The sequence below is a fragment of the Mucilaginibacter yixingensis genome, from assembly GCF_041080815.1.
Classification (GTDB): domain Bacteria; phylum Bacteroidota; class Bacteroidia; order Sphingobacteriales; family Sphingobacteriaceae; genus Mucilaginibacter; species Mucilaginibacter yixingensis.
This window is the reverse complement of the sequence record NZ_CP160205.1, coordinates 804,865-826,295: the sequence shown is the minus strand read 5'-3', so window position 1 is coordinate 826,295 and position 21,431 is coordinate 804,865. Positions and strand designations below refer to the sequence as shown.

19 protein-coding genes are annotated in these 21,431 nt (G+C 48.4%); 14 read left to right on the top strand and 5 right to left on the bottom strand.

Features of this window, described 5'->3' with window-relative positions; genetic code table 11:
- Positions 1-5: 5 nt before the first annotated feature.
- From ABZR88_RS03440 to ABZR88_RS03425, 4 genes are all read left to right on the top strand, one after another.
- Positions 6-3,260 carry an efflux RND transporter permease subunit gene (locus ABZR88_RS03440; protein ID WP_107829700.1) on the top strand — a complete coding sequence of 1,085 codons (3,255 nt, stop codon included), beginning with the start codon at positions 6-8 and terminating at the stop codon, positions 3,258-3,260.
- On the top strand, positions 3,253-4,377 hold the full coding sequence (locus ABZR88_RS03435; RefSeq protein WP_107829698.1) for an efflux RND transporter periplasmic adaptor subunit: 1,125 nt from the start codon (positions 3,253-3,255) through the stop codon (positions 4,375-4,377). The genes ABZR88_RS03440 and ABZR88_RS03435 overlap by 8 nt, the downstream gene beginning before the upstream one ends.
- A 246-nt stretch (positions 4,378-4,623) precedes the next feature.
- On the top strand, positions 4,624-5,271 hold the full coding sequence (locus ABZR88_RS03430) for an ankyrin repeat domain-containing protein (protein WP_107829696.1): 648 nt from the start codon (positions 4,624-4,626) through the stop codon (positions 5,269-5,271).
- A 333-nt stretch (positions 5,272-5,604) separates the two neighbouring features.
- On the top strand, positions 5,605-5,829 hold the full coding sequence (locus tag ABZR88_RS03425; RefSeq protein ID WP_107829694.1) for a hypothetical protein: 225 nt from the start codon (positions 5,605-5,607) through the stop codon (positions 5,827-5,829).
- Between the two features lie 189 nt (positions 5,830-6,018).
- Here the strand turns inward: ABZR88_RS03425 and ABZR88_RS03420 are convergent, their stop codons facing one another.
- Positions 6,019-7,314 carry an NAD(P)/FAD-dependent oxidoreductase gene (locus ABZR88_RS03420; protein WP_107829693.1) on the bottom strand — a complete coding sequence of 432 codons (1,296 nt, stop codon included), beginning with the start codon at positions 7,312-7,314 and terminating at the stop codon, positions 6,019-6,021.
- Positions 7,315-7,633: 319 nt separating this feature from the next.
- Here ABZR88_RS03420 and ABZR88_RS03415 point away from each other — a divergent pair, with 319 nt between their 5' ends.
- Together ABZR88_RS03415 and ABZR88_RS03410 are read left to right on the top strand one after the other, a co-directional pair.
- The gene (locus ABZR88_RS03415; protein WP_107829689.1) at positions 7,634-10,048 is read left to right on the top strand and encodes a glycoside hydrolase family 3 N-terminal domain-containing protein; all 2,415 of its coding nucleotides are present in this window, start codon (positions 7,634-7,636) and stop codon (positions 10,046-10,048) included.
- 146 nt (positions 10,049-10,194) lie between these two features.
- Positions 10,195-10,410: a hypothetical protein gene (locus tag ABZR88_RS03410; RefSeq protein WP_107829687.1), complete on the top strand. Its 216-nt coding sequence runs from the start codon at positions 10,195-10,197 to the stop codon at positions 10,408-10,410.
- A gap of 371 nt (positions 10,411-10,781) precedes the next feature.
- Here the strand turns inward: ABZR88_RS03410 and ABZR88_RS03405 are convergent, their stop codons facing one another.
- Complete coding sequence (locus tag ABZR88_RS03405; RefSeq protein ID WP_107829685.1) at positions 10,782-11,582, bottom strand: amidohydrolase; 801 nt, start codon at positions 11,580-11,582, stop codon at positions 10,782-10,784.
- A 209-nt stretch (positions 11,583-11,791) separates the two neighbouring features.
- Positions 11,792-12,937, bottom strand: a complete 1,146-nt coding sequence (locus ABZR88_RS03400; RefSeq protein WP_107829683.1) for a methionine aminotransferase — start codon at positions 12,935-12,937, stop codon at positions 11,792-11,794.
- 829 nt (positions 12,938-13,766) lie between these two features.
- On the opposite strand from ABZR88_RS03400, the gene ABZR88_RS03395 reads away from it, so the two are divergent.
- The 8 genes from ABZR88_RS03395 to ABZR88_RS03360 all read left to right on the top strand — a co-directional run bounded on the left by ABZR88_RS03395 (position 13,767) and on the right by ABZR88_RS03360 (position 20,497).
- Positions 13,767-15,992 carry an ATP-binding protein gene (locus ABZR88_RS03395; protein ID WP_107829680.1) on the top strand — a complete coding sequence of 742 codons (2,226 nt, stop codon included), beginning with the start codon at positions 13,767-13,769 and terminating at the stop codon, positions 15,990-15,992.
- A 2-nt stretch (positions 15,993-15,994) separates the two neighbouring features.
- On the top strand, positions 15,995-16,414 hold the full coding sequence (locus ABZR88_RS03390; RefSeq protein ID WP_107829678.1) for a response regulator: 420 nt from the start codon (positions 15,995-15,997) through the stop codon (positions 16,412-16,414).
- Positions 16,415-16,418: 4 nt separating this feature from the next.
- Positions 16,419-16,772, top strand: a complete 354-nt coding sequence (locus ABZR88_RS03385; protein ID WP_170113640.1) for a response regulator — start codon at positions 16,419-16,421, stop codon at positions 16,770-16,772.
- Between the two features lie 24 nt (positions 16,773-16,796).
- Entirely contained in the window at positions 16,797-17,369 is a 573-nt protein-coding gene (locus ABZR88_RS03380) for a biliverdin-producing heme oxygenase (protein ID WP_107829674.1), read from the top strand.
- 242 nt (positions 17,370-17,611) lie between these two features.
- Complete coding sequence (locus ABZR88_RS03375) at positions 17,612-18,586, top strand: ABC transporter substrate-binding protein (protein ID WP_107829672.1); 975 nt, start codon at positions 17,612-17,614, stop codon at positions 18,584-18,586.
- Between the two features lie 2 nt (positions 18,587-18,588).
- Positions 18,589-19,464: an ABC transporter permease gene (locus ABZR88_RS03370; protein ID WP_107829670.1), complete on the top strand. Its 876-nt coding sequence runs from the start codon at positions 18,589-18,591 to the stop codon at positions 19,462-19,464.
- A complete protein-coding gene (locus ABZR88_RS03365) occupies positions 19,461-20,210 on the top strand; it encodes an ABC transporter ATP-binding protein (protein WP_107829668.1) in 750 nt (249 codons plus the stop codon). The genes ABZR88_RS03370 and ABZR88_RS03365 overlap by 4 nt, the downstream gene beginning before the upstream one ends.
- Before the next feature lie 44 nt (positions 20,211-20,254).
- Complete coding sequence (locus ABZR88_RS03360; RefSeq protein WP_107829666.1) at positions 20,255-20,497, top strand: hypothetical protein; 243 nt, start codon at positions 20,255-20,257, stop codon at positions 20,495-20,497.
- Between the two features lie 203 nt (positions 20,498-20,700).
- Here ABZR88_RS03360 and ABZR88_RS03355 read toward each other — a convergent pair whose 3' ends face one another.
- Positions 20,701-21,066: a helix-turn-helix transcriptional regulator gene (locus ABZR88_RS03355; protein ID WP_146166571.1), complete on the bottom strand. Its 366-nt coding sequence runs from the start codon at positions 21,064-21,066 to the stop codon at positions 20,701-20,703.
- 59 nt (positions 21,067-21,125) lie between these two features.
- On the bottom strand, positions 21,126-21,425 hold the full coding sequence (locus ABZR88_RS03350) for a hypothetical protein (RefSeq protein WP_107829663.1): 300 nt from the start codon (positions 21,423-21,425) through the stop codon (positions 21,126-21,128).
- Between the last annotated feature and the right edge of the window lie 6 nt (positions 21,426-21,431).

The window sequence follows — 21,431 nt, the reverse complement described above, 5'->3', positions numbered from 1 at the left end:
AAAAAATGGGAATGATTAAAGGCGCTTTGCGGAAACCCATCACCGTACTGGTGTTGGTGGCCGGTCTCTTCTTCTTTGGCATCGGCGCCATCCGCAGCATCAAAATAGATATTTTCCCTGATCTTAACTTGCCGGTGATCTACATATCACACCCTTACGGCGGTTTCACCCCAGATCAGATGGAATCTTACTTCGGCAGGCAGTATGTAAACTTACTGCTCTACGTATCGGGTGTAAAAAGTATCGAGACTAAAAACATACAGGGCTTAACGCTCCTGAAACTGACATTTTATGAGGGCACCAATATGGCCCAGGCGGCAGCGGAGGTGTCGGCCTTTAGTAACAGGGCCCAGGCTATCTTCCCCAATGGGTCGCAGCCACCGTTCATTATCAGGTTTGATGCCTCAACCCTGCCGGTCGGCCAGTTGGTATTAACCAGTCCGAAGCGCAGTAATAACGAACTGCTCGATCTGGCCAACGTTTACGTGCGCTCGCAGTTTACCTCAATCCCCGGCCTGGTGGCACCAGCTCCGTTTGGTGGTAACGTGCGCACCATTGTAATTAAAGCAGATCCGGAGCTGCTACGCTCGCACAACCTTACGCCAGATCAGCTGGTGGCGGCCCTGCGCGATAACAACCAAACATCGCCTGCGGGTAACGTGCGCATTGGCGACTATAACTACCTTACCCCAAGTAATACCAGCGTTGGCCCGATTGCCGATTTTGGCAACATCCCACTTTACAAAAACGGTGTACAAACGCTGTTTATGAAAGATGTGGCCACCATTGAAGATGGTGCCGACGTAACCGCCGGTTACGCACTGGTAAACGGCAAACGTTCGGTTTACCTGCCCATCACCAAATCGGCAGATGCCTCTACCTGGGAGGTGGTGCAGAACCTGAAAAAGGCGCTCCCAAGTTTCCAGGCCAACCTGCCCGACGATGTAAAGCTGAACTACGTATTTGACCAATCGGTTTACGTAATCAATGCCGTAAAATCGCTTATCAGCGAGGGTGCCATCGGTGCAATATTAACCGGATTGATGGTATTACTCTTCCTGGGTGATAAACGTGGCGCGTTGATTGTAATTCTTACCATCCCTACATCTATCATCTCGGGTATCCTGTTCCTCAACCTGTTCCATCAAACTATAAATATCATGACGCTGAGCGGCTTGTCGCTGGCGGTAGGTATTCTGGTAGATGAATCGACGGTGACGATTGAGAACATACACCAGCACTTTGATATGGGCAAACCCAAGGCACTGGCCATTTGGGATGCCTGTAAGGAGATTGCCTTCCCTAAATTGCTTATTCTGTTCTGTATCCTGGCGGTATTTGCGCCGGCCTTCACTATGAAGGGTATTCCGGGCGCGCTGTTCCTGCCGCTTTCGCTGGCTATCGGCTTCAGCATGATCATCTCTTACCTGTTGGCACAAACCTTCGTACCAATCATGGCTAACTGGATCATGATCAACAAGCACGAGCATAAAAACTATGCCGAGGAAGTAACCGTAGAAGACGAAGAAGACACCTGGGACCAGAAGAAAATTCTGGTAGAACACCCTGAGGTTGGTGCCGATGGTAAGCTAAAAGGGTTCGACCGTTTCCGCCAGCGTTACATGGCCTTTATGGATCGTAACCTGCCACGCCGCAAGTTCATTGTATCGGCCTACATTATTGGTGCATTGGCTATTGTGGTATTATTACTAACCACCATTGGCCGTGATGTATTGCCGAAGGTAAACTCGGGCACTTTCCAGGTACGCTTGCGTGCACAGGATGGCACGCGTTTGGAGCGTACGGAGATCATTACCCTGAACGCTATTAAGGTACTTGAAGATATAGTGGGTAAAAAGAATATCGAGGTAACATCGGCTATGGTTGGCCAGCACCCCGGTCAGTTTTCTACCGCGCCTATTTACCTGTTTATGGCTGGCCCTCAGGAGGCCGTATTACAGGTGAACCTGAAAGAAGATTACAAGGTAAAAAACCTTGACGATCTGAAAGACAAGTTTCGCGATGCGATGCATAAAAAGATGCCGGGCATCCAGCTTTCTTTTGAGCCGATTGAGCTGACTGACAAAATTCTGAGCCAGGGATCGCCTACGCCGGTAGAGGTGGTTATTCAGTCTAAAAACAAAAAGAATAACATTGCCTACGCCTACAAGGTGATGGAGCAACTGAAAAAGATCCCTTACCTGCGCGATGTGCAGATTGGGCAATCTATCCATTACCCGGCCATCAACATTAATATAGACCGGGAGCGTACAGCGCAATTGGGACTGAGCGTTACCGACGTATCGCGCTCGCTAACGGCTTCTACCTCATCATCTCGCTTTACCGAGAAGAACGTTTGGATTGACCCTAAAATAGGACTAAGCTATAACGTTCAGGTAGAGGTACCTGAGTACCAGATGAATAATGCCAACACCATCAAAGAAATTCCATTGATGAGTAACAACCCGCGCCCGGTTTTAGGTGATGTGGCTGATATTAAGGAAGGGGTTACTTTTGGTGAGGATGACGATATTGGTTCGATGCCTATCCTCAGCGTTACAGCTAACATTAGCAATATGGACCTGGGTACCGCGGCAAAAGATGTAGACAAAGCTATTGCCTCCATAGGCAAGCCGCCACGTGGCTTAACCATAGCCCCACGCGGTTTAACGCAAACCCTTACAGATACACTTGACAGCTTACAGAACGGCTTATTAGTAGCGGTAATAGTGATTTTCCTGATGCTGGCGGCCAACTTCCAAAGCTTCAAGGTTTCGGCCGTGGTGCTATCTACGGTGCCTGCCGTATTGCTGGGTTCGCTGCTGTTGGTTAAGTTAACGGGCTCTACACTCAACCTGCAATCATACATGGGTATGATCATGAGCGTGGGTGTATCCATTGCCAACTCGGTACTGTTGATTACCAATGCCGAGGAGTTGCGCAAGCACAATGGCGATGCCCTGAAATCTGCCCGCGAAGCTGCGGCCCTGCGCCTACGTCCTATTTTGATGACCAGCGTGGCCATGATTGTAGGTATGATCCCGATGGCATCTGGCCTGGGTGAGGGCGGCGATCAAACCTCACCACTAGGCCGTGCGGTTATTGGTGGTCTGTTGGCCTCAACCTTTGCAGCTTTACTAATTTTACCTATGGTATTTGCCTGGGTACAAGGCAAAACCACCACCGACTCTGTATCATTAGATCCTGAAGATAAAGACAGTAAATTTTATATACCCCTGCACCATGCACACCATGAATAAAAACATCATCAACCTATTTATAATGGCTTCTGCCATGAGCCTCCTGTCGGCTTGCGGTTCGGGGCAGAAAGAAAAAGAAGGCGATGCCGACTCAACCCAAACTGCCGCGCCGGTAGAGGTTGTGAGCGTAACCAAAGGCAAGCTGAGCACCAGCCTGCAAGTACCTGGCGAACTGCAGCCCTACCAACAGGTAGACCTTTATGCCAAAGTAAACAGCTTTGTAAAAAAACTGCTGGTTGACGTTGGCTCTGAAGTGCACGAAGGCCAGCTACTGGTAACGTTGGAAGCACCCGAGATTAACTCGCAACTGGCGGGCGCACAATCGCGCATTAAGCAAATGCAGGCATTATACCTGGCCAGCAAAGCCAATTACGACCGCCTGCTGAACACCAGCAAAACCCCGGGTACCATCTCTCAAAATGATCTGGACCAGGCAGAGGCCCGTCAAAATGCCGACCTGGCTAATTGGGAAGCCGCAAAATCTGCTGCACAGGAGGTAACGGCCAATCGCAATTATCTGGAAATCCGCGCACCGTTCAGCGGCATTATTACCGCACGTAACGTAAATGCAGGTGCCTATGTAGGTCCGTCTGGCAAAGGCAGTGATCTCCCCCTGCTGGTATTGCAACAACAAAGCAAACTCCGTTTGGTGATTTCTATCCCCGAAGCTTCAACCGGCGGGCTGGGCAATAAAGACGAAGTTAGCTTTAACGTGCGCGCATTACCTAACCAGAAATTCACTGCTAAAGTAGCCCGCATGGCCGGTGCACTTGACCAAAAACTGCGCAGCGAGCGCCTGGAGATGGATGTGCTGAACACCAATAAAAAACTATTACCGGGCATGTATGCCGAGGTTGACGTACCGGTACCTAACCGCGACAGCACCTTTGTGATCCCGAGAAAAGCGCTTGTAATATCTACAGAGAAAGTATTTGTGATTAAGGTAGACAACCACAAAGCCGTTTGGGTTGATGTACAAAAAGGCATGCAAACCGATAGCCTGGTTGAAGTTTATGGCGACCTGAAACCCGGCGACCAACTAATTCAGAACGCCAGCGATGAAATTAGAGATGGCCAAACGGTAGCAGAAAAACCAGCCGGCAAAGCCAAAGAATAACCCAGCCACTCAAATTTAAACAACTATAATGCGAAGCGGTGAGCGTAATGCTCATCGCTTTTTTTTGTGTCTGGCTTGGGCAAAGAAAGAGCGTGGGATGTCATGTTGAGCCTGTCGAAACACGTGCGTTGGGCTTGATGGCGACAGTCCACCGCACGCCCTTCGACAAGCTCAGGGTGACAGCCTTTTTATCTTTGCCCCCTCTCCCCCTTCCTTCTAACTAAAACTTTTCGTAACATTGAGTTAATGAACATCGATCAACTGGAAGATTACATTGCTACGGCCAACCTGGCTGCCATTACTCAACTCCTCAATCAACAACCGCAATTGGTTAAGGAATCAACCAGTCATGGCGTGTCGCCATTGATGTTATCGTGCTACTATAAAAAGCCGGAGGTGACTACCCTGTTGATGAGGTATGTGGATGAGATCAATTTCTTTGAAGCAGCCGCAGCAGGTAAGCTGGACGTGGTGGCCTATGTAATCTCCAATCACCCAGAATCTATAGATGATTTTGCACCCGATGGATTTACCCCACTGGGACTGGCCTGCTACTTCGGACAGGCAGAGGTAGCCCGATACCTGGTACTGAAAGGTGCCGATGTAAACCTGCCATCAAACAATGGTTACCGGGTTTTTCCGCTGCACTCGGCTACGGCTAATAATTATACAGATATTGCCCGCATGCTCATTAATGAAGGCGCGCTGGTAAACGTGCAGCAACAAGCTGGCGTTACCCCCATGCACTCGGCAGCACAAAATGGCAATATCGACCTGCTGATTGCCCTGCTGGAACATGGCGCCGAAGTAAGCACCCGCATGGAAGGCGGCAAGCTACCTGCCGATCTGGCCCGCGAGAAAGGGTTTAATGAGATTGCGGAGATTTTGAGCTAGTCCGGAAGACGGGAAAACGGGAAGTCCGAAAGACGGAAAGTCCGTAAGTCCGTAAGATTTTTTGCAAACTGGGATTTATCAATTCTCAATTTCAACTTACTACCTCCTAATTTCTGTCTTCCGGACTTCCCGACTTTCGGACTTCCGGACAATCAATTTCAACTTACTACCTCCCCAACTTCTGTCTTTCGGACTTTCGGACTTCCGGACTTTCGGACTTTCGGACTTTCCCGACTAGTTTGATTTTTCAAACAAAAATCGCTTACCTTTGCTTAGTTATAAAACCAATTATGTTCGCTCCCCCGCGGACAAACCACTTCTAAACAAAGGATTATGAAAGCAGAGAAAACCATTATGGTGACTGGCAAAGAGTACCAGCACATTAAAGACTATTTAAAAGATCACGAGAGTTACACCTACCATAACGGCAACGAAGACATAGACGTAACCGAGATATACCTGGACACCGATCCTGATTTTACACGCAACCCCAAACAATTTGCCAAAGTAACCGACAACCTGTGCGTACAGGTAAAGGTGGAATATGAGGCAGCGTAGTTTGATCAACCGATATAACCAACTTGTCATTCCGAACGAACCTGCAGAGGTTTGAGCGGTGGCGTGAGGAGGAATCTTAGATGATTGCAAAGCCAATCGGGTGGGACAGTATACGTCTAAGATTTTTTCACTTCGTTCAAGAGAGTAGTTCTCCCTTTGGTCGAAATGACAAGCTTTTTTATTTATCCCCTACCCTTTCCTCATCAATGCTATCGCCGCCTCCGCGGCCTTCAAGCCACTGCTGAGCGCCGCTTCTACCGTGCCCATGGCCGGACCATCATACAAGTATTCACCCGCAAAATGAATCTGCTTATTAAACGGCTGTGCCAGTATGCTGCGCGCCTGCGCCGATGCAATGGTATCATAAGCATAAGAACCGCGGGTGTAAGGCTCATTAGTCCAGTTGCTGACGTGCCAGGCCACTATTTTATCTTTTAAATCATCGGTATTAAACAGATTAGCGAGTGATTGCAGCGCCTTTTGCCAAATCTCCTCATCCGTGGCATGTTGCAGATCCCAGGCTTTGAGGCCGCCCAGCCAGCCGGTTAATAGTGGTGTATGTGCTGGTGCTTGCGTCCACCAGGTGGGGATGGCTTCGTCTGAGAAGAAGAACGAGGCGGTTTGCATTTCGCCGCCTTGCAGTTGCTCCCAAAATGGTTCATTAAACTGCACCAGCACTTTGATGATCGCCCCGAAACCAATCTCTTTAAAGGCCAGTTGGTGCTCAGGCAATTCAGGCTCAAACTTGATGGCGCCGGGCTCTCCATAACCGGTTTGCAAAACGCCCAATGGCAAGGCAATGATGACTTGCTGTGCACGATAGACCGCACCATCAGCAGTAGTTACCGTTACCCCATCGGCACCAGAATTAACACTTTTTACAGCAGCATTTAGGATGATCTCTCCACCGTTTGCTTTACACTCCTCGGCCAGGTAACTGATCATGGCGCAATAGCCTTCAGGGATACGATACTGGGCATCATTGTCATCAGCCTCCCACTCGCGGCGCAGGGCCAGCGCACTGGCACGGGCCGGATCGGCACTATCATACCCGGCTACAAACTGGCGCACGGTTTTCTGAAGCTGATTGTATTTGGCCTCGGTAAAATGATGATTGAGGAACGAATCGATATCAATATCATCCTTCAGTTCCGCCAATCGTTCCAGGAGTAAATCCCAGCCCTCGGTTTGCTCTTCCTCAAACTTAAAACCACCGTTTTCATACCGCCACATTTCAAAGTAAGCCTTCTGGTAAGCAATACCGGCCTCATTTAATAAGCCCAGCGTCACCGGCAAATCACCATGAATAAACTCAGCGCCTGCCTCTGCCTGATGAAAAAACGACGCATCGCTCAGCGTGTGGATGCGCCCGCCGGTGCGGTCGCGCGCTTCTAAAACGGTTACCTTAACTCCGGCTTTTGCCAACGTGCGCGCCGCCATTAAACCGGCAGCACCGGCACCAATAATCAGAACAGATTGCTCCATAATTTACGTAGATGTACGTGCTAAGATAAGCACGCCAGATGAACCTTGGGTTAACAAAAAGGGTAAGGGTTGGTTTCGCTCACCTCACCTGTCATCCCGAACGAAGCGAGGGATCTTTTCGGAGCGATACGTTGGGATGCACAATCAAAAAGATCCCTCCCTTTGGTCGGGATGACAAAAAACAGCCTCAGTCCTACCGCCTCGCCGCCTCCCCCAATCCAACTGAACATCCTGCATATATTGCTGAATTTTTATAAATCTGGTTAATTATCTTTGGCTTGGATTTCCCCGCATTTATATAACCAACCAGTATTACTTTATGAACAAACGGTTTAAAACCAGCGTTTGTCTGGCAACTGCTTTGCTGTCATTTTCTGCCTTGACAGCATCGGCCCAGCAACAAAACATTTACCACAAGGGGTGGATCGATTTTAACAAGAACGGAAAGAAAGATGTATTTGAAGACCCTGCACAGCCCATTGATGCAAGGGTGAACGATCTGCTAAGCCAGATGACCGTGAACGAGAAAACCTGCCAAATGGTAACCCTCTACGGCTACAGCCGGGTACTAAAACAAGAACAACCTGTACCCGAGTGGAAAAACGAACTTTGGAAAGATGGCATTGCCAACATTGATGAGGATATGAACTCTGTGGCCTTTCATAAACCCGAGTCGCAATACTCTTATCCTTTTAGCAAACATGCCACGGCCATTAATAATGTACAGCGTTGGTTTGTAGAGGAAACCCGACTGGGCATCCCTGTTGATTTTACCAACGAGGGTGTGCACGGGCTGACGCATGATCGTGCCACATCGCTGCCTGCCCCTATTGGCATTGGTAGTACCTGGGATAAAGCCCTGGTGCGTCGTGCCGGACAAACTGAAGGCCGCGAGGCTAAAGCCCTGGGCTACACCAACATCTACGCACCGATACTTGACCCCGCCCGCGACCAGCGCTGGGGACGCGTTGTAGAATGCTATGGCGAAGACCCTTACCACATTGCCGAACTAGGCAAGCAAATGGTATTGGGCATTCAGGAGCAAGGCGTGGCTGCTACCCTTAAACACTTTGCGGTTTACAGTATGCCCAAAGGCGCCCGCGATGGCAATGCCCGTACAGACCCGCATGTGGCTCCGCGCGAGATGTATCAGTTGTATTTGTATCCGTTCCGCCGGGTAATTCAGGAGGCCCAGCCAATGGGTGTGATGAGCAGTTATAACGATTGGAACGGCGAGCCCATTACCGGCAGCTATTTCTTTCTGACCGAACTGCTGCGTCAGAAATTTGGCTTCACCGGATACGTGGTGAGCGATAGCGAGGCGGTTGAATACCTGTATAGCAAACACCATGTGGCCGATACTTATAAAGAAGCCGTGCGCCAGGTGGTTGAGGCCGGCCTGAATGTGCGCACCAACTTTACCATGCCGCAAACCTATGTTACCCCACTGCGTGAACTGGTGAACGAGGGCAAGATATCGATGAAAACGCTGGACAGCCGTGTGGGTGATGTGCTTAGGGTGAAGTTTAAGCTGGGCCTGTTTGATCAGCCGTATGTGGCCGACCCTAAAGCTGCCGATAAACTGGTACACACCGCTGCCGATGCCGAGATGGCCCTGCAAATGAATCGCGAGAGCATGGTGTTGCTGAAAAATCAGGATAACCTGCTGCCGCTGGATAAAAGCAAGCTGAAAAACATACTGGTAACCGGTCCGCTGGCTACTGCAGAAAACTATGCCATCAGTCGTTACGGACCATCTAACAACCCCGTAACCACCATCCTTAATGGCATTAAAAACCATGTGGGCAGCGGCGTAAACGTTACCTACGCCAAAGGCTGCGATGTGGTGGATGCCACCTGGCCCGAAAGCGAGATTATTGAAACACCGCTTACCGCGCAAGAGCAAAAAGATATTGACGATGCCGTGGCCGCTGCCCGCAACGCCGATGTTATTATTGCCGCCGTTGGCGAAGACGAGAAACGTGTGGGCGAAAGCCTGTCGCGCACCGGGCTTAACCTGCCGGGCCGTCAGCTCAAGTTGATACAGGCTTTGCAGGCAACCGGCAAACCGGTAGTAATGGTGATGATTAACGGTCAGCCGCTTACCATTAACTGGGAGAACCGCTACGTGCCCGCTATTCTGGAAGCCTGGTTCCCGGGACCGGAGAGCGGCCGTGTAATTGCCGAAACTTTGTTTGGCGATAACAACCCCGGCGGCAAGCTGTCTATCACCTTCCCCAAAACTACGGGGCAAATTGAGTTTAACTTTCCGTACAAACCGGGCTCGCAGGCCAGTCAGCCTACCAGTGGCGATAACGGCTACGGCAAAACCAGCGTGAACGATGCCCTGTATCCCTTTGGTTACGGCCTAAGCTATACCACTTTTGCATACAGCAACCTTACCGTATCGCCAGAGAAAGCCCAGAACCAGCAGCAGGTTAAAGTAACCGTTGATGTAACCAACACCGGCAAACGCGCAGGCGACAACGTGGTGCAGCTATACCTCAAAGACAAGGTAAGCAGCGTAACCACCTACGATAGCGACCTGCGCGGTTTCGAGCGCATTACCCTGGCCCCCGGCGAAAAGAAAACCGTAACTTTTACCCTTACCCCAGACGATTTAGCCCTGCTGGACAAAAACATGAACTGGACCGTAGAACCCGGCGCTTTCGAGGTACGCATTGGCGCCAGCTGCGAGGATATTAAGTTGAAGAAAGAGTTCTCCGTGGAGTAGTGAGTTGTGAATTGTGAGTAGAAAATAGGAAAGGCGCTTTAGGGCGCCTTTTTTGTTTGGGGGCACAGTTATTGCATAATAGTAACACGAGGCTTATTTAATTGCTTAGTATTTTTGCTTAAATTCGTATTAATAAAATAACGGTTATGGATCTGATAATTGATTTTGATAAGATTAAAGACCCTTCTAAACGGGAGTGGTTAATTAATTCTTTGAAATTGATGCAGATCAGCTTTCAAACCATTGAAAAACCACAAACTGTTGCTCAGTACAACAAGGATCTTGAAAAGGGAGACGCCGAAATTGAAAAAGGCGAATATACGACTGCTACAGACCTGAAAGCAGAAGCCAGTAAATGGTAGTTGTTTGGAGCAAGAGCGCCATAGCTGAACTAAGAAAGGCATTCAATTACATCGCGCTCGATTCATTAAAAAATGCCGAGATGGTTAGAGATACTTTAATCGATATGACCATCGATCTAACCAAAGATCCTGAAAACATCCATTAGACCATTTCAAGAAAGAGAACGACGGTAGTTGGAGAGCTTTTGAGAAATATCATTACCGTATTTCGTACCGTATCCTGAAAGATCAGATCCGTATTGTGCGTTGCAGACATACCAGTAGATCGCCGCTGAATTATTAATCAGGTTACAAATAAAAAGACACACCCCTGCTTTATTTATGCTAACTCACAGGGGCATGTCGCTATGTTGGGTGTTTCTTAACATTTTTTACTCTACCCTCAACACGGCCTCATCAATTTCAAACCGGTCGGCATCTTTTAAGAAAGGCATGGCGCGGCGTACGCGTTTCAGTTCATCGGCACTGATGCTGAAGGTGTAGAGGTCTTCCTCGTCTCGGCGGTAGTAAACAACATCGCCATTGGGGCTTACGCAGGTGCTGTCGCCGCTGTGGTAAACTTCGTTACCATCGTGCCCAACGCGGTTTACGCCTATTACGTAGGCCTGATTTTCTACCGCACGGGCAGGCAGCAGGGTGCGCCAGTGCAGGGCGCGTTTCTCTGGCCAGTTGGCTACTATCAGCAGCAGATCATAAGCGGCGTCTACATTGCGCATCCATACCGGGAAACGCAGATCATAGCAAATCATGGGGCAAACTTTCCAGCCTTTTAGCTCGGTAATCAGCTTTTTGCTGCCGGCCGTGTAGGTAAGGTGCTCTTTGCCCATGGCAAACAGGTGGCGCTTATCATAATGCTCATAAGTGCCATCGGGCCGCATCCATATCAGGCGGTTATAGTATTTGCCACCCTCGGCAACAATAAAGCTGCCGGTAATAACGCAGGCGTATTTGGCGGCTATATCGGTCATCCATTGCATGGTTTTACCGCCCATAGGCTCGGCCAGGCGAGCGGCATCCATACTAAAACCGGTATTAAACATTTCGGGCAGGATGATCAGATCGGTCTTTTCCCGCAGGCCGCCTTGCAGGCGCAGCGCAATGTTTTGCAGGTTCTTATCAATATTCTCCCAAAATAAATATCCCTGAAAAACAGTGATCTTTAAGTTCTCCATAAGCTGGTTGGTTGATTAGGTAATAATTGGTAATTAGATGTGGAATGATCAACTATTTACCACATCTAACCATCTTATACGATATTAACTGATAAATAGATATTGTATAAGGTTACTCACATTCGCCCGGGATAGCTGTATTGCAAAACAACTCTGCCAGTCCGGCTGATTAACTTATCTCTAATTAACCAGCAATCTAATTACTAAATTTAAACTTTAATTAATCTTTCAACGGCATTATCCAACGTTTCTTGTCTTTTGGCAAAACAAAAACGTAAAATATGATGATCTGTACCCCGGTTATAGAACACCGAAACCGGGATTGAAGCTACTTTAAACTCTTTTGTAAGCCTGATAGCCAGGTCGGTATCTTTTTCACTGCTCATGTGCCCATAGCTTACGCACTGGAAGTATGATCCCTCGCAGGGCAGCAGCTTAAAACGCGTTTGCTCCAACCCGGCCCTGAAGTGATCGCGCTTTTGCTGGAAGAAGCTGGCCAGCCCCAGATACGTATTTTCATCCTTCAGATAAGCCGCAATGCCTGCCTGCATGGGCGTGTTAACGCTAAACACCAGGTACTGATGTATTTTTCTAAACTCCTGCATCAGCTTGGCAGGCGCCAGGCAGTAGCCCAGTTTCCAGCCCGTGTTATGGAACAGCTTACCGAATGATACGGTGATAAAACTACGATCGCGCAGTTCTGGATGCAGGGCCATGCTTTGGTGGCGGTTACCATCATACACCAGGTGCTCATAAACCTCATCGCTCAAAATCATAATATCCTGATTTTTTACCAGGGCCACCAGCTGATCAATATCCTCCTGATGCAAAATAGTAGCCGTAGGGTTTTGCGGTGTGTTGAGGATGATCATGCGCGTGCGGTTGGTAATCAGCCGCCTCACCATATCCCAGGGGATGCGGTAATTGGGTGGCTCCAACTCCAGCGATTTTACCACGCCGCCCATCAAACGGATGGTGGGGGCATAGCTATCATAAGCCGGCTCAAAAATAATCACCTCATCATTAGGGTGAATTACGGCACTAATGGCTGTAAAAATGGCTTGTGTGCCGCCGGCAGTAACCGTTACTTCGGTATCGGGGTTATAGGTGGCACCATACAGGCGCTCAACTTTTTGGGCAATCTGCTCGCGCAGTTCAATCAGTCCGGCCATGGGGGCGTATTGATTTTGCCCGCGCTGCATGGCTTCGCACACCTGGGCAACCAGCTCGGGCGGGCAATCATAATCAGGAAAACCCTGCGACAGGTTGATGGCGCCAACCTCTTGCGCGAGGGCGCTCATTACAGTAAAAATGGTGGTGCCCGTATGGGGCAATTTAGATGTTACAGGTATCATGCGCTTGCAAAGTAGGCAAAATAAGCGTTGGCGGGTGTTATTATATGTTAAAAAACCCTCCCAACTCCTCTTCTGTAGAGAGTGGCTTTACTAAATTATGTCATGCTGAGGAACGAAGCATCTCTGAGGACCGTCTAAAAGATTTGCATCAGAGATGCTTCGCTATCGCTCAGCATGACATGTTAAAAAAGGATGTCATGCTAAGTAATAGAATCCCGTCTGCGGGACTATGAAGGTGAAATGACATGATTAGCCGTTAACCAACAGCGTCGGGCTTCGGGCGAAAGCGGGCAGCACAGGAAGGGTCTGTGTGGTGGAAGAGGGCATTCAATTGCCGCCTGAAGCGCAGGATTTGTGTGCTGCGACAGCGGGGGCGGCAATTGCGGCCCTGTGGTGCTGACTGATTTGCAGGGTAAGGCTTTGTGCGGCAAAGAAGCCATTACGCTGTTAAGCGCTTTGGTTACTTTGCCGCCTCAAAGTAACAGCCTTCCGGCGGCGACTGAGCCGGACTGACGTTCAACATCTGCACTAACCTTACCAACAAAAGTGGGTGGGCCTCTCCGCGCGAGTCTTCGACAAGCTCAGACTGACAGCCCTCTCGTTTGTCATTGCACATTCACAGTCCCACCGCCGGGATTCTATCGCTCAGCACAACATAAAGGCCATCAATCCTAAACATAAATCTGCTTTTGCTGTTTATGCAAAACGGCTCACGCCGTCAACCGAAACTTTCAGGCTAAGAAAACAAACACGCAGGCTATAAACTTGCCATACATAAAAACATTGGTGTACTTTAGTAATTTGCCTTATATCTACTTAAATCATTTCTATGCAGCAATTCCAGGTTGATCTGACCAACTGTGATAAAGAGCCTATACATATCCCCGGTAAGGTGCAGCCCCACGGCTTCCTGGTATCGGTATCATCGGCCGATCTATTGATTACCTACATTAGCCAAAATACCGGGCATTTTGCCGGCATGAACGCCCAGGACTTGCTGGGTAAACACATTAATGAGCTGAGCATAGCCCTTAACCCCACCGCCCCTGCCGAGCAACTCTCTCAATTGCTGAGTGTTGGCAAACACAACAAGAGCTTTGAGAATATCAACCCCTTCGGCATTGATATTAATGGCCAGGCCTGGTATATCATCATCAATCCATCCGGCAATCAACTGGTAATGGAGTTTGAACCCGCCGAATCAAACCTGGCGCTGGATGTGCAGAAAGTGATCGGTCGGTCGGTAACAGAAATTCTGTCTGGCCGTAACCTGGAAACGCTGCTTACCAATGCCGCTGCCGAAGTGAAGAAAGTGATAGCTTATGACCGCGTGATGATCTACCGCTTTAATGACGATGGCCACGGCGAGGTGGTTGCCGAGGTAAAGAATGATGATCTGGAACCATTCTTCGGCCTGCATTATCCGGCAAGCGATATACCGCGACAGGCTCGTGAGCTATACAAGATCAATCTTACCCGCATCATTGCCGATGTTTATGCCGAGGACGCCCCCATCATTACCTATCAGAAAGATGCCGCCCCGCTTGATCTGACGCATTCGGGCCTGCGGGCCGTATCGCCCATCCACATTCAATATTTAAAAAACATGGGCGTGGCGTCCAGCTTCAGTATCTCGCTCATCGCCCACGGCGAGCTTTGGGGACTGATTGCCTGCCATAACTACTCGCCCCGTTTTATTAACTATAAGGCGCGCGATGCCGCCAAACTGATCGGTCAGCTGCTATCATCGGCCTTAGAGTATCGCCAGGATGAAGAGGATACCGAGAAGCTGCAACAACTCATTGCCGCGGCCAATACCGTATCTGGCAACCTCAAAAACTATGGCAACCTGCAGGAGGCTTTAGTTGCCGGCAAAACCACCATTAAAGATATTACCGAGGCCGCCGGCGCCGCCGTTATCTTTAACAACACCATTACCACCATTGGCAACACCCCAACCGATGAACAGATTGCCGACATTGCCACCTGGCTGCAGGCCAACATGAGCGATGCCATTTACTATACCAACCGTTTCCCGGAGATACATACCGCTGCCCGCGCCTATAGCAACACGGCCAGCGGCATTATGGCCTGCAGTCTTTCTAAAGACCTGAGCGAACTGGTTATATGGTTCAAACCCGAGCAACTCACCTCCATTAGCTGGGCGGGCAAACCTGATAAACCTGTTGAAAAAGGCGAGGACGGACTATTGTACCTCAATCCGCGGCAATCATTTGAGGCGTGGACCGAGATTGTCAAACACACCTCAGACCGGTGGAGTAATGAGGAAGTATCGGCAGTGGTAAAAATACGCGAGGAGATTATCTACGCCATCAACAGAAAGGCTAATGAGATCAGGCTGCTCAATGAGCGCTTGCAACTGGCTTATGAAGAACTGGATACTTTTAGCTACACCATCTCGCACGATCTGCGTACACCGCTGTCGTCTATCAAAAGTTATTCAGAATTTTTGCTGCAATCTAATACAAGTTTAGATGATAATGCCCGCCGCATTCTGGGCCGTGTAGTTAACGGGGCCGACAAAATGAACCTGCTGATCCAGGAAATACTGAACTATACCCGCGTGGGGCGTGCTGACGTAAAATACAATAAGATTGATATGGCAGCCCTGCTCAAAGAGATAACCGGCGAGGTGATGAACGCCCTTAATCCGCCAAACCTCAAACTGGTTATTGGCGATACCCCCAACATCTATGGCGACCAGATAATGATTACCCAGGTGTTTACCAACCTGATTAATAATGCGGTTAAATACTCATCGCGTGCTAACCCGGGTTTAGTAGAGGTAAAAGGAGTGGTAGAGCATAATGAAACCATCTACAGTGTATCAGACAACGGCGTGGGGATTGACGTCAACTACTTCAGCAGGGTGTTTGAACTCTTTAAACGCATGGATAATGTGAAGGATTTTGATGGCACCGGCGTAGGTCTTGCCATTGTTAAACGCATAGTTGAAAAACACCAGGCACGCATTTGGTTTGATAGCAAGCTAAAAGTTGGCACAGTTTTTTACGTAGCTTTTAGAAATTTATAGAGATGAGCGCGCCCGATATTTTTTATGTTGAAGACGATACTGACTTTGCTTTTATAATGCAACAGGCCGTTAAAGAGGTTGACGATAGGGTATCTATCAGCATTATTGAAAATGGCATTGATGCACTTGAAATGCTGCACCAGCTAACCACCAATAGTGTTAAACCAAAACTAATTTTGTTAGACCTGAATTTGCCTGGTCTTTCTGGCCTTGATCTGGTTCGTCGCATCCGCGAGATACCTTACCTCAAGTATGTGCCAGTGATATTTTTCACCACATCAGAAAACCCCAAAGATATTAAGGCGTCGATGGAGTTTGGCGCAAATGCCTATTTAACCAAGCCATCGGGGTATTTAAACCTCATATCTTGCCTGCGGTCGTTGCATGATTTCTGGTTCACCAAGCACCTTAACGTTAATTAAAACGATGAAAAAGATATTGGTAATAGATGATGACAGAGATTTGGCTGAAACCGTAGAAACGGTGCTTTCTGGCTTATATGATGTTTCTATTGAAACGGATAACGCCAATATTGTTAACCGCTGCGGAGAGGTAATGCCAGATCTGATTATCCTGGACAACTGGATAGGCCAGCAGGATGCCGCCGGTATTTTGGCCGAGTTGCGTTTACATGCGGCCTTCAACAATACCCCCATCGTGCTATTTTCAGGACATCCACAGGTGTCTGTTTTAGCAGCCAGCCTACATGCAGATGCCTGGTTGCCCAAACCTTTTGTACTAAAAGATTTATATAATTGCGTAAATAATCTGCTGAATTAATCGGCGGTCTTCCTACTTTCTAAAATGCTGCAAGAACTACTAAAACAAGCCACATCAACCCAACATAATGACCTGGAGCAACTGATGTTTGTGAACGATATTATGCACGGCACCTTAACTGCCGATCAGTATAAAAAACTGTTACTCACCAACTACCTCAGTCATGCTATTTTTGAGGACGACCTGCTGAACAACCTCTCTCCCGCCCTGCGCCATGAATTACAGGCCGATGAACGCGCCAAGTTTCAGGCACTGGAAAAAGATCTGGAAGAGATGCAGGTCTCAGTCCCCAAAAACAATCCCGATCTAAAAGCTATCCCAACCGATGACGCCTCTATACTGGGAGCCATGTACGTATTAGAAGGTGCCACCTTGGGCGGCAACGTTATTGTAAAGCGCCTGAAAGTGAACCCGCAACTGGAACCCCTGCAACTGGGCTACCATTACTACCAGGTTTATGGCGATAAACTGGTTGACCGCTGGAAACAGTTTGTACAAATACTCAACACCCGCATCCCCCAGGCAGAACATCCCAAAGCTGCACAAGCCGCTAAAGATATGTTTGAGAATATTAAGCTACTGAGCACGGCGGTTTAGTAAACTTATACTTGCAGTCGCTCGGCTCCAGCCGAGTGACCATTATCTCGCGGCCTCTGGCAGCCGCAAACATATGGTTTAACGTACGGCGGCCAGAGGCCGCGTGATAGTCGTCACTCGCGAAGACGCGAGCGACTGCAAACAATGCCTTGCATCTGGCCCCAACCGCAATACCCAAGTAAAATTCCCAGGTTTTACCATCACTGCATCAACCTTAGCAACAAAAAGGTTATTTTCGTTCTATGAAGCCTTTGAAAACTTTTTTATACGTGGCGCTGGTTGCCGCGCTGGCCTCTTGCGGGCAGCAACAGAAATCATCATCGTCTGTACCGGTAGTTGGTTTTGTGGAAGCTTTTCCAGATGAAACTATTGCACAGGCCCGCATTGGTTTTACCGACGCATTGAAGGACAAAGGCTACAGTGAGGAGCAGCATACGGTTAAAATTGAATATGGCAACGCACAGGGCAGCGAGGTAACGCTCACCCAGATCATCAACAACTACATTAGCAAACCGGTTGATCTGCTGGCTACCAGCACCACGGTATCGTCACTGGCAGCGGTGCAACGCACCAAAACCATTCCTATCTGTGAGATGGTATCGCCTACGCCTGCGCGTATGAAGGTTTTAGATGCCAACGGCAAAGCCCCGGCCAATCTGTTCGGCGTAATTGAAGATCTGCCTTATATTGATACCTCTTTCGCGCTCATCCCAAAACTATTAAAACCGGGAATGGGTAAATTAAAGGTTGGTATGATCTATAACCAGGCCGAGCCGCAATCGGTAGACGCCATGCAACGCATCAAAGAGCAATCTGACAAATTAGGCATTACCCTGATTGCCATGCCGCTCAATAGTTCGGCCGATGCCAAATTGGTTACCCAATCATTACTGGATAAAAATATCGACGCATTTTTTGCCAATCCGGATAACGTGGTATTCTCGGCGTTCGAGACCATCAAGCAAAGCTGTGATGCCAAGTTTGTACCCATCTTTACCAGCGAAGCCGGTTTAGTAAAACGTGGCGCAGTAGCGGCTTTCGGTGCCGATATTTATCAATGGGGTTACCAGGCGGGCTTGCAAGCCGCGCAATACCTCAAAACCCGCAAAATGGATGGATTGAAACCAGAAATGGTAAAAATTCGCAAGCGTGTTTACAATAAAGCCGCGGCAGCTAAATATCACATTACTGTACCTGCAAACTACCAGGCTATCTAAAAATGGGTTTCTACCTCAGTGCGTTAATTATGGGTCTTTGCCTCAGTATGCTGGCGCTGGGCATCTTCATTTCTATGAAGATTTTTAATATCCCGGATATTACTACCGATGGCAGTTATACACTTGGCGGGGCGGTGACTGCCGTGATGTTTATGCATCAGCAGAACATCTGGCTGGTATTGCTGGCCGTAGCGGCGTCCGGCGCTATTGCCGGGGCATTAACCGGGTTGATCCATACCAAACTCAAAATCAACGCGCTATTGGCAGGAATACTGGTTATGACGGCATTGTATTCCGTCAACCTCATCATCATGCAGCGCTCAAACATCCCGCTCACTGACGCTTCTAAATTGTTATTCGGCCTGATCCATATCAGTAAGGTTGATGATCAGAATACTTTGCTCATTGTCTTACTGTTTGTAGTGGCCGCCACGCTCATCATAGGTTATTTATTGAAAACCGATTTTGGCGTGGCCATGCGTGCCACCGGTAACAGCGAAAGCATGGTACGCGCGCTGGGCGTAAACACCGATAGGATGAAAATAATTGGGCTGGCACTGGCCAATGCACTTACCGCATTGAGCGGGTTCCTGGTTACGCAGTTTCAGTTATTTGCTGATATCAGCATGGGCATAGGTGTGGTAATTGTGGGACTAGGATCGGTAATTATAGCAGAGACGGTGATCAACTGGCTGCGCATTACCTCGGTTTGGGCTAGTTTGGCGCTGGTATTGGCTGGCGCTATCATCTTTCAGTTTGTGCTGGCCTTTACCCTCAGCATCGGCATTGATGCCAATTATCTAAAAATGGTTACTGCAGCCTTTGTATTACTGATTGTAAGCTTGCCGCGCATCACCTTAAGAGGGAGGGCAGCATGATTGATATCCAATCCCTTTACAAAACTTTCAATAAAGGCTTGCCTAATGAGGTGCAAGCCATCAATGGCATCAACCTGAATATTGCCAATGGCGATTATTTGGTAATTGTGGGCTCTAACGGCTCGGGCAAGTCAACCTTGCTTAATCTGATTGCGGGCAGCATATTGCCATCATCCGGTTCAGTAAGTATTGATAGGAACGATGTGAGCCGATTGCATGATTATCAACGCAGCCGGTGGGTGGCCAGGGTATTTCAAAACCCATTGAGCGGTACAGCGCCTGATCTGAGCATCCTTGACAACTTTCGCCTGGCTGCTTTGCGCACCAAACGCAAGGGATTCAGCATCGGCATCAACGATGGCTTTAAAAGCAAAGTAAAAGAACAGATAGCCCGCCTGGGCATGGGACTGGAAAATAAAACCGGTCAGCTAATGGGTACGCTTTCCGGTGGACAACGCCAGGCGCTTACCCTACTGATGAGTGTGATGGATGATTGCAAAATCTTGCTGCTGGATGAGCCCTCAGCCGCACTCGACCCCCGCTCTGCCGATCTGGTGATGCAAACGGCCGATCAGTTGGTTAAAGATTATAGCCTCACTGGCATCCTCATCACCCATAATCTGAAAGACGCCTTTACCTACGGTAACCGCATCATCCAGATGGCCGAAGGTAAAATACTGCACGATCTGAGTTCAGAAAAAAAGACAGCCCTCACCCAAAACGAGCTGTTTAGCTGGTTTAGCTGAGGCATCTGGTGCTTTGGCAAAGAAATTGCACTAGCCAAAGCACTATGAAAGACATGACATTTAATGCCATACAAGATGCCTATCAGTTAGTGCAAGGCGCTAAAATTAAAGGCAAAAAACACGAAGAGATTTTTGAACTAGGCGCCTATGATGCCAACAAACGCGGCTATACCGTTTACCCCTTTGAGAACGGCATGGCCTATACCGATTTTGCCATGATTATGGCCGAAAAAGAACTGATGACTCATTACCTAATTGAAACTATTAAAGTTTCAAAAGCAGCCTAATCAGTGAGTTGCGAATGGCGAGTTTGAGTTGTTGCCTCATCAGTCTTGCTTTCATCATCATGCGGGCGATAAAGGAGAAGAGGAGGCGGAGAAATAATTTCGGATCTGGGATGGTCGATTTCGGATTTTGAATTTCAAATTATCGTAAATCTAGATTTTAAAATAGATAAATTCGAAATTGAACATTCGAAATTCGAAATACACTACGCCTGCTTTCGATCAGGCAGTGCATTACGCACCTCGCTCAGCTCCATCTCGTAGGCTTTCATACGGGCCTGTAAAATGTCTACTTCGGTACGCAGCATTTGTATTTCGGTAATCAGTTTGGCTGATTCTTGCTTGAGGATCTGTTTGTTGCCCGTCCCCAGAATGAGCCACTCTGGCGAATATTTGAGTTGAAAGCAGAGCTTTTTGATGAGATAGTAGCTTACATCCTGCTTTTTGTTGATCACCTTGCTGATGAAACCTTGATCTACGCCAATCAGGTTGGCCAGGGCCAGCTGTCCGCCGTGATCTTTTACAATCACTTTAAGCCTTTTTACAACGCCGTCGTCTGCTGCTGATGCCATATAAGCTGTTTGAGCTGCAATGATATAAAATAACAGCTGCAAATGGCAAATAAAATAAATTATTGAGCGTGGTGGTCTTTCATCATAATATCCAGACTGGCTTCATACTCATCTACATTAATTACATGCTCGTCATAATCATGTTTCAGTTGCTCCAGTTGCGCCAGGGCATCAGCATGAACTTGCAGTAAATCGTGCAGGGTATGATATTTAATCTGGGTGGATCGCTCTTTGAACAGCGGTTGTACGCCATGGCGACTCTGCATAAAGTGATCCACTTCCCGGCTATGCGATTTTCTGAAAATCAGAATCGCGCCCAGCAGCAAAAAGCCGAATGCCAGCAACACTATAATATCCATGGGTTA

What these genes read in the sequence shown, in the direction of transcription:
- ABZR88_RS03440 (WP_107829700.1), top strand. Translation starts at nt 6, where the DNA reads ATGGGAATGATTAAAGGCGCTTTGCGGAAACCCATCACCGTACTGGTG.
- ABZR88_RS03435 (WP_107829698.1), top strand. Translation starts at nt 3,253, where the DNA reads ATGAATAAAAACATCATCAACCTATTTATAATGGCTTCTGCCATGAGC.
- ABZR88_RS03430 (WP_107829696.1), top strand. Translation starts at nt 4,624, where the DNA reads ATGAACATCGATCAACTGGAAGATTACATTGCTACGGCCAACCTGGCT.
- ABZR88_RS03425 (WP_107829694.1), top strand. Translation starts at nt 5,605, where the DNA reads ATGAAAGCAGAGAAAACCATTATGGTGACTGGCAAAGAGTACCAGCAC.
- ABZR88_RS03420 (WP_107829693.1), bottom strand. Translation starts at nt 7,314, where the DNA reads ATGGAGCAATCTGTTCTGATTATTGGTGCCGGTGCTGCCGGTTTAATG.
- ABZR88_RS03415 (WP_107829689.1), top strand. Translation starts at nt 7,634, where the DNA reads ATGAACAAACGGTTTAAAACCAGCGTTTGTCTGGCAACTGCTTTGCTG.
- ABZR88_RS03410 (WP_107829687.1), top strand. Translation starts at nt 10,195, where the DNA reads ATGGATCTGATAATTGATTTTGATAAGATTAAAGACCCTTCTAAACGG.
- ABZR88_RS03405 (WP_107829685.1), bottom strand. Translation starts at nt 11,582, where the DNA reads ATGGAGAACTTAAAGATCACTGTTTTTCAGGGATATTTATTTTGGGAG.
- ABZR88_RS03400 (WP_107829683.1), bottom strand. Translation starts at nt 12,937, where the DNA reads ATGATACCTGTAACATCTAAATTGCCCCATACGGGCACCACCATTTTT.
- ABZR88_RS03395 (WP_107829680.1), top strand. Translation starts at nt 13,767, where the DNA reads ATGCAGCAATTCCAGGTTGATCTGACCAACTGTGATAAAGAGCCTATA.
- ABZR88_RS03390 (WP_107829678.1), top strand. Translation starts at nt 15,995, where the DNA reads ATGAGCGCGCCCGATATTTTTTATGTTGAAGACGATACTGACTTTGCT.
- ABZR88_RS03385 (WP_170113640.1), top strand. Translation starts at nt 16,419, where the DNA reads ATGAAAAAGATATTGGTAATAGATGATGACAGAGATTTGGCTGAAACC.
- ABZR88_RS03380 (WP_107829674.1), top strand. Translation starts at nt 16,797, where the DNA reads ATGCTGCAAGAACTACTAAAACAAGCCACATCAACCCAACATAATGAC.
- ABZR88_RS03375 (WP_107829672.1), top strand. Translation starts at nt 17,612, where the DNA reads ATGAAGCCTTTGAAAACTTTTTTATACGTGGCGCTGGTTGCCGCGCTG.
- ABZR88_RS03370 (WP_107829670.1), top strand. Translation starts at nt 18,589, where the DNA reads ATGGGTTTCTACCTCAGTGCGTTAATTATGGGTCTTTGCCTCAGTATG.
- ABZR88_RS03365 (WP_107829668.1), top strand. Translation starts at nt 19,461, where the DNA reads ATGATTGATATCCAATCCCTTTACAAAACTTTCAATAAAGGCTTGCCT.
- ABZR88_RS03360 (WP_107829666.1), top strand. Translation starts at nt 20,255, where the DNA reads ATGAAAGACATGACATTTAATGCCATACAAGATGCCTATCAGTTAGTG.
- ABZR88_RS03355 (WP_146166571.1), bottom strand. Translation starts at nt 21,066, where the DNA reads ATGGCATCAGCAGCAGACGACGGCGTTGTAAAAAGGCTTAAAGTGATT.
- ABZR88_RS03350 (WP_107829663.1), bottom strand. Translation starts at nt 21,425, where the DNA reads ATGGATATTATAGTGTTGCTGGCATTCGGCTTTTTGCTGCTGGGCGCG.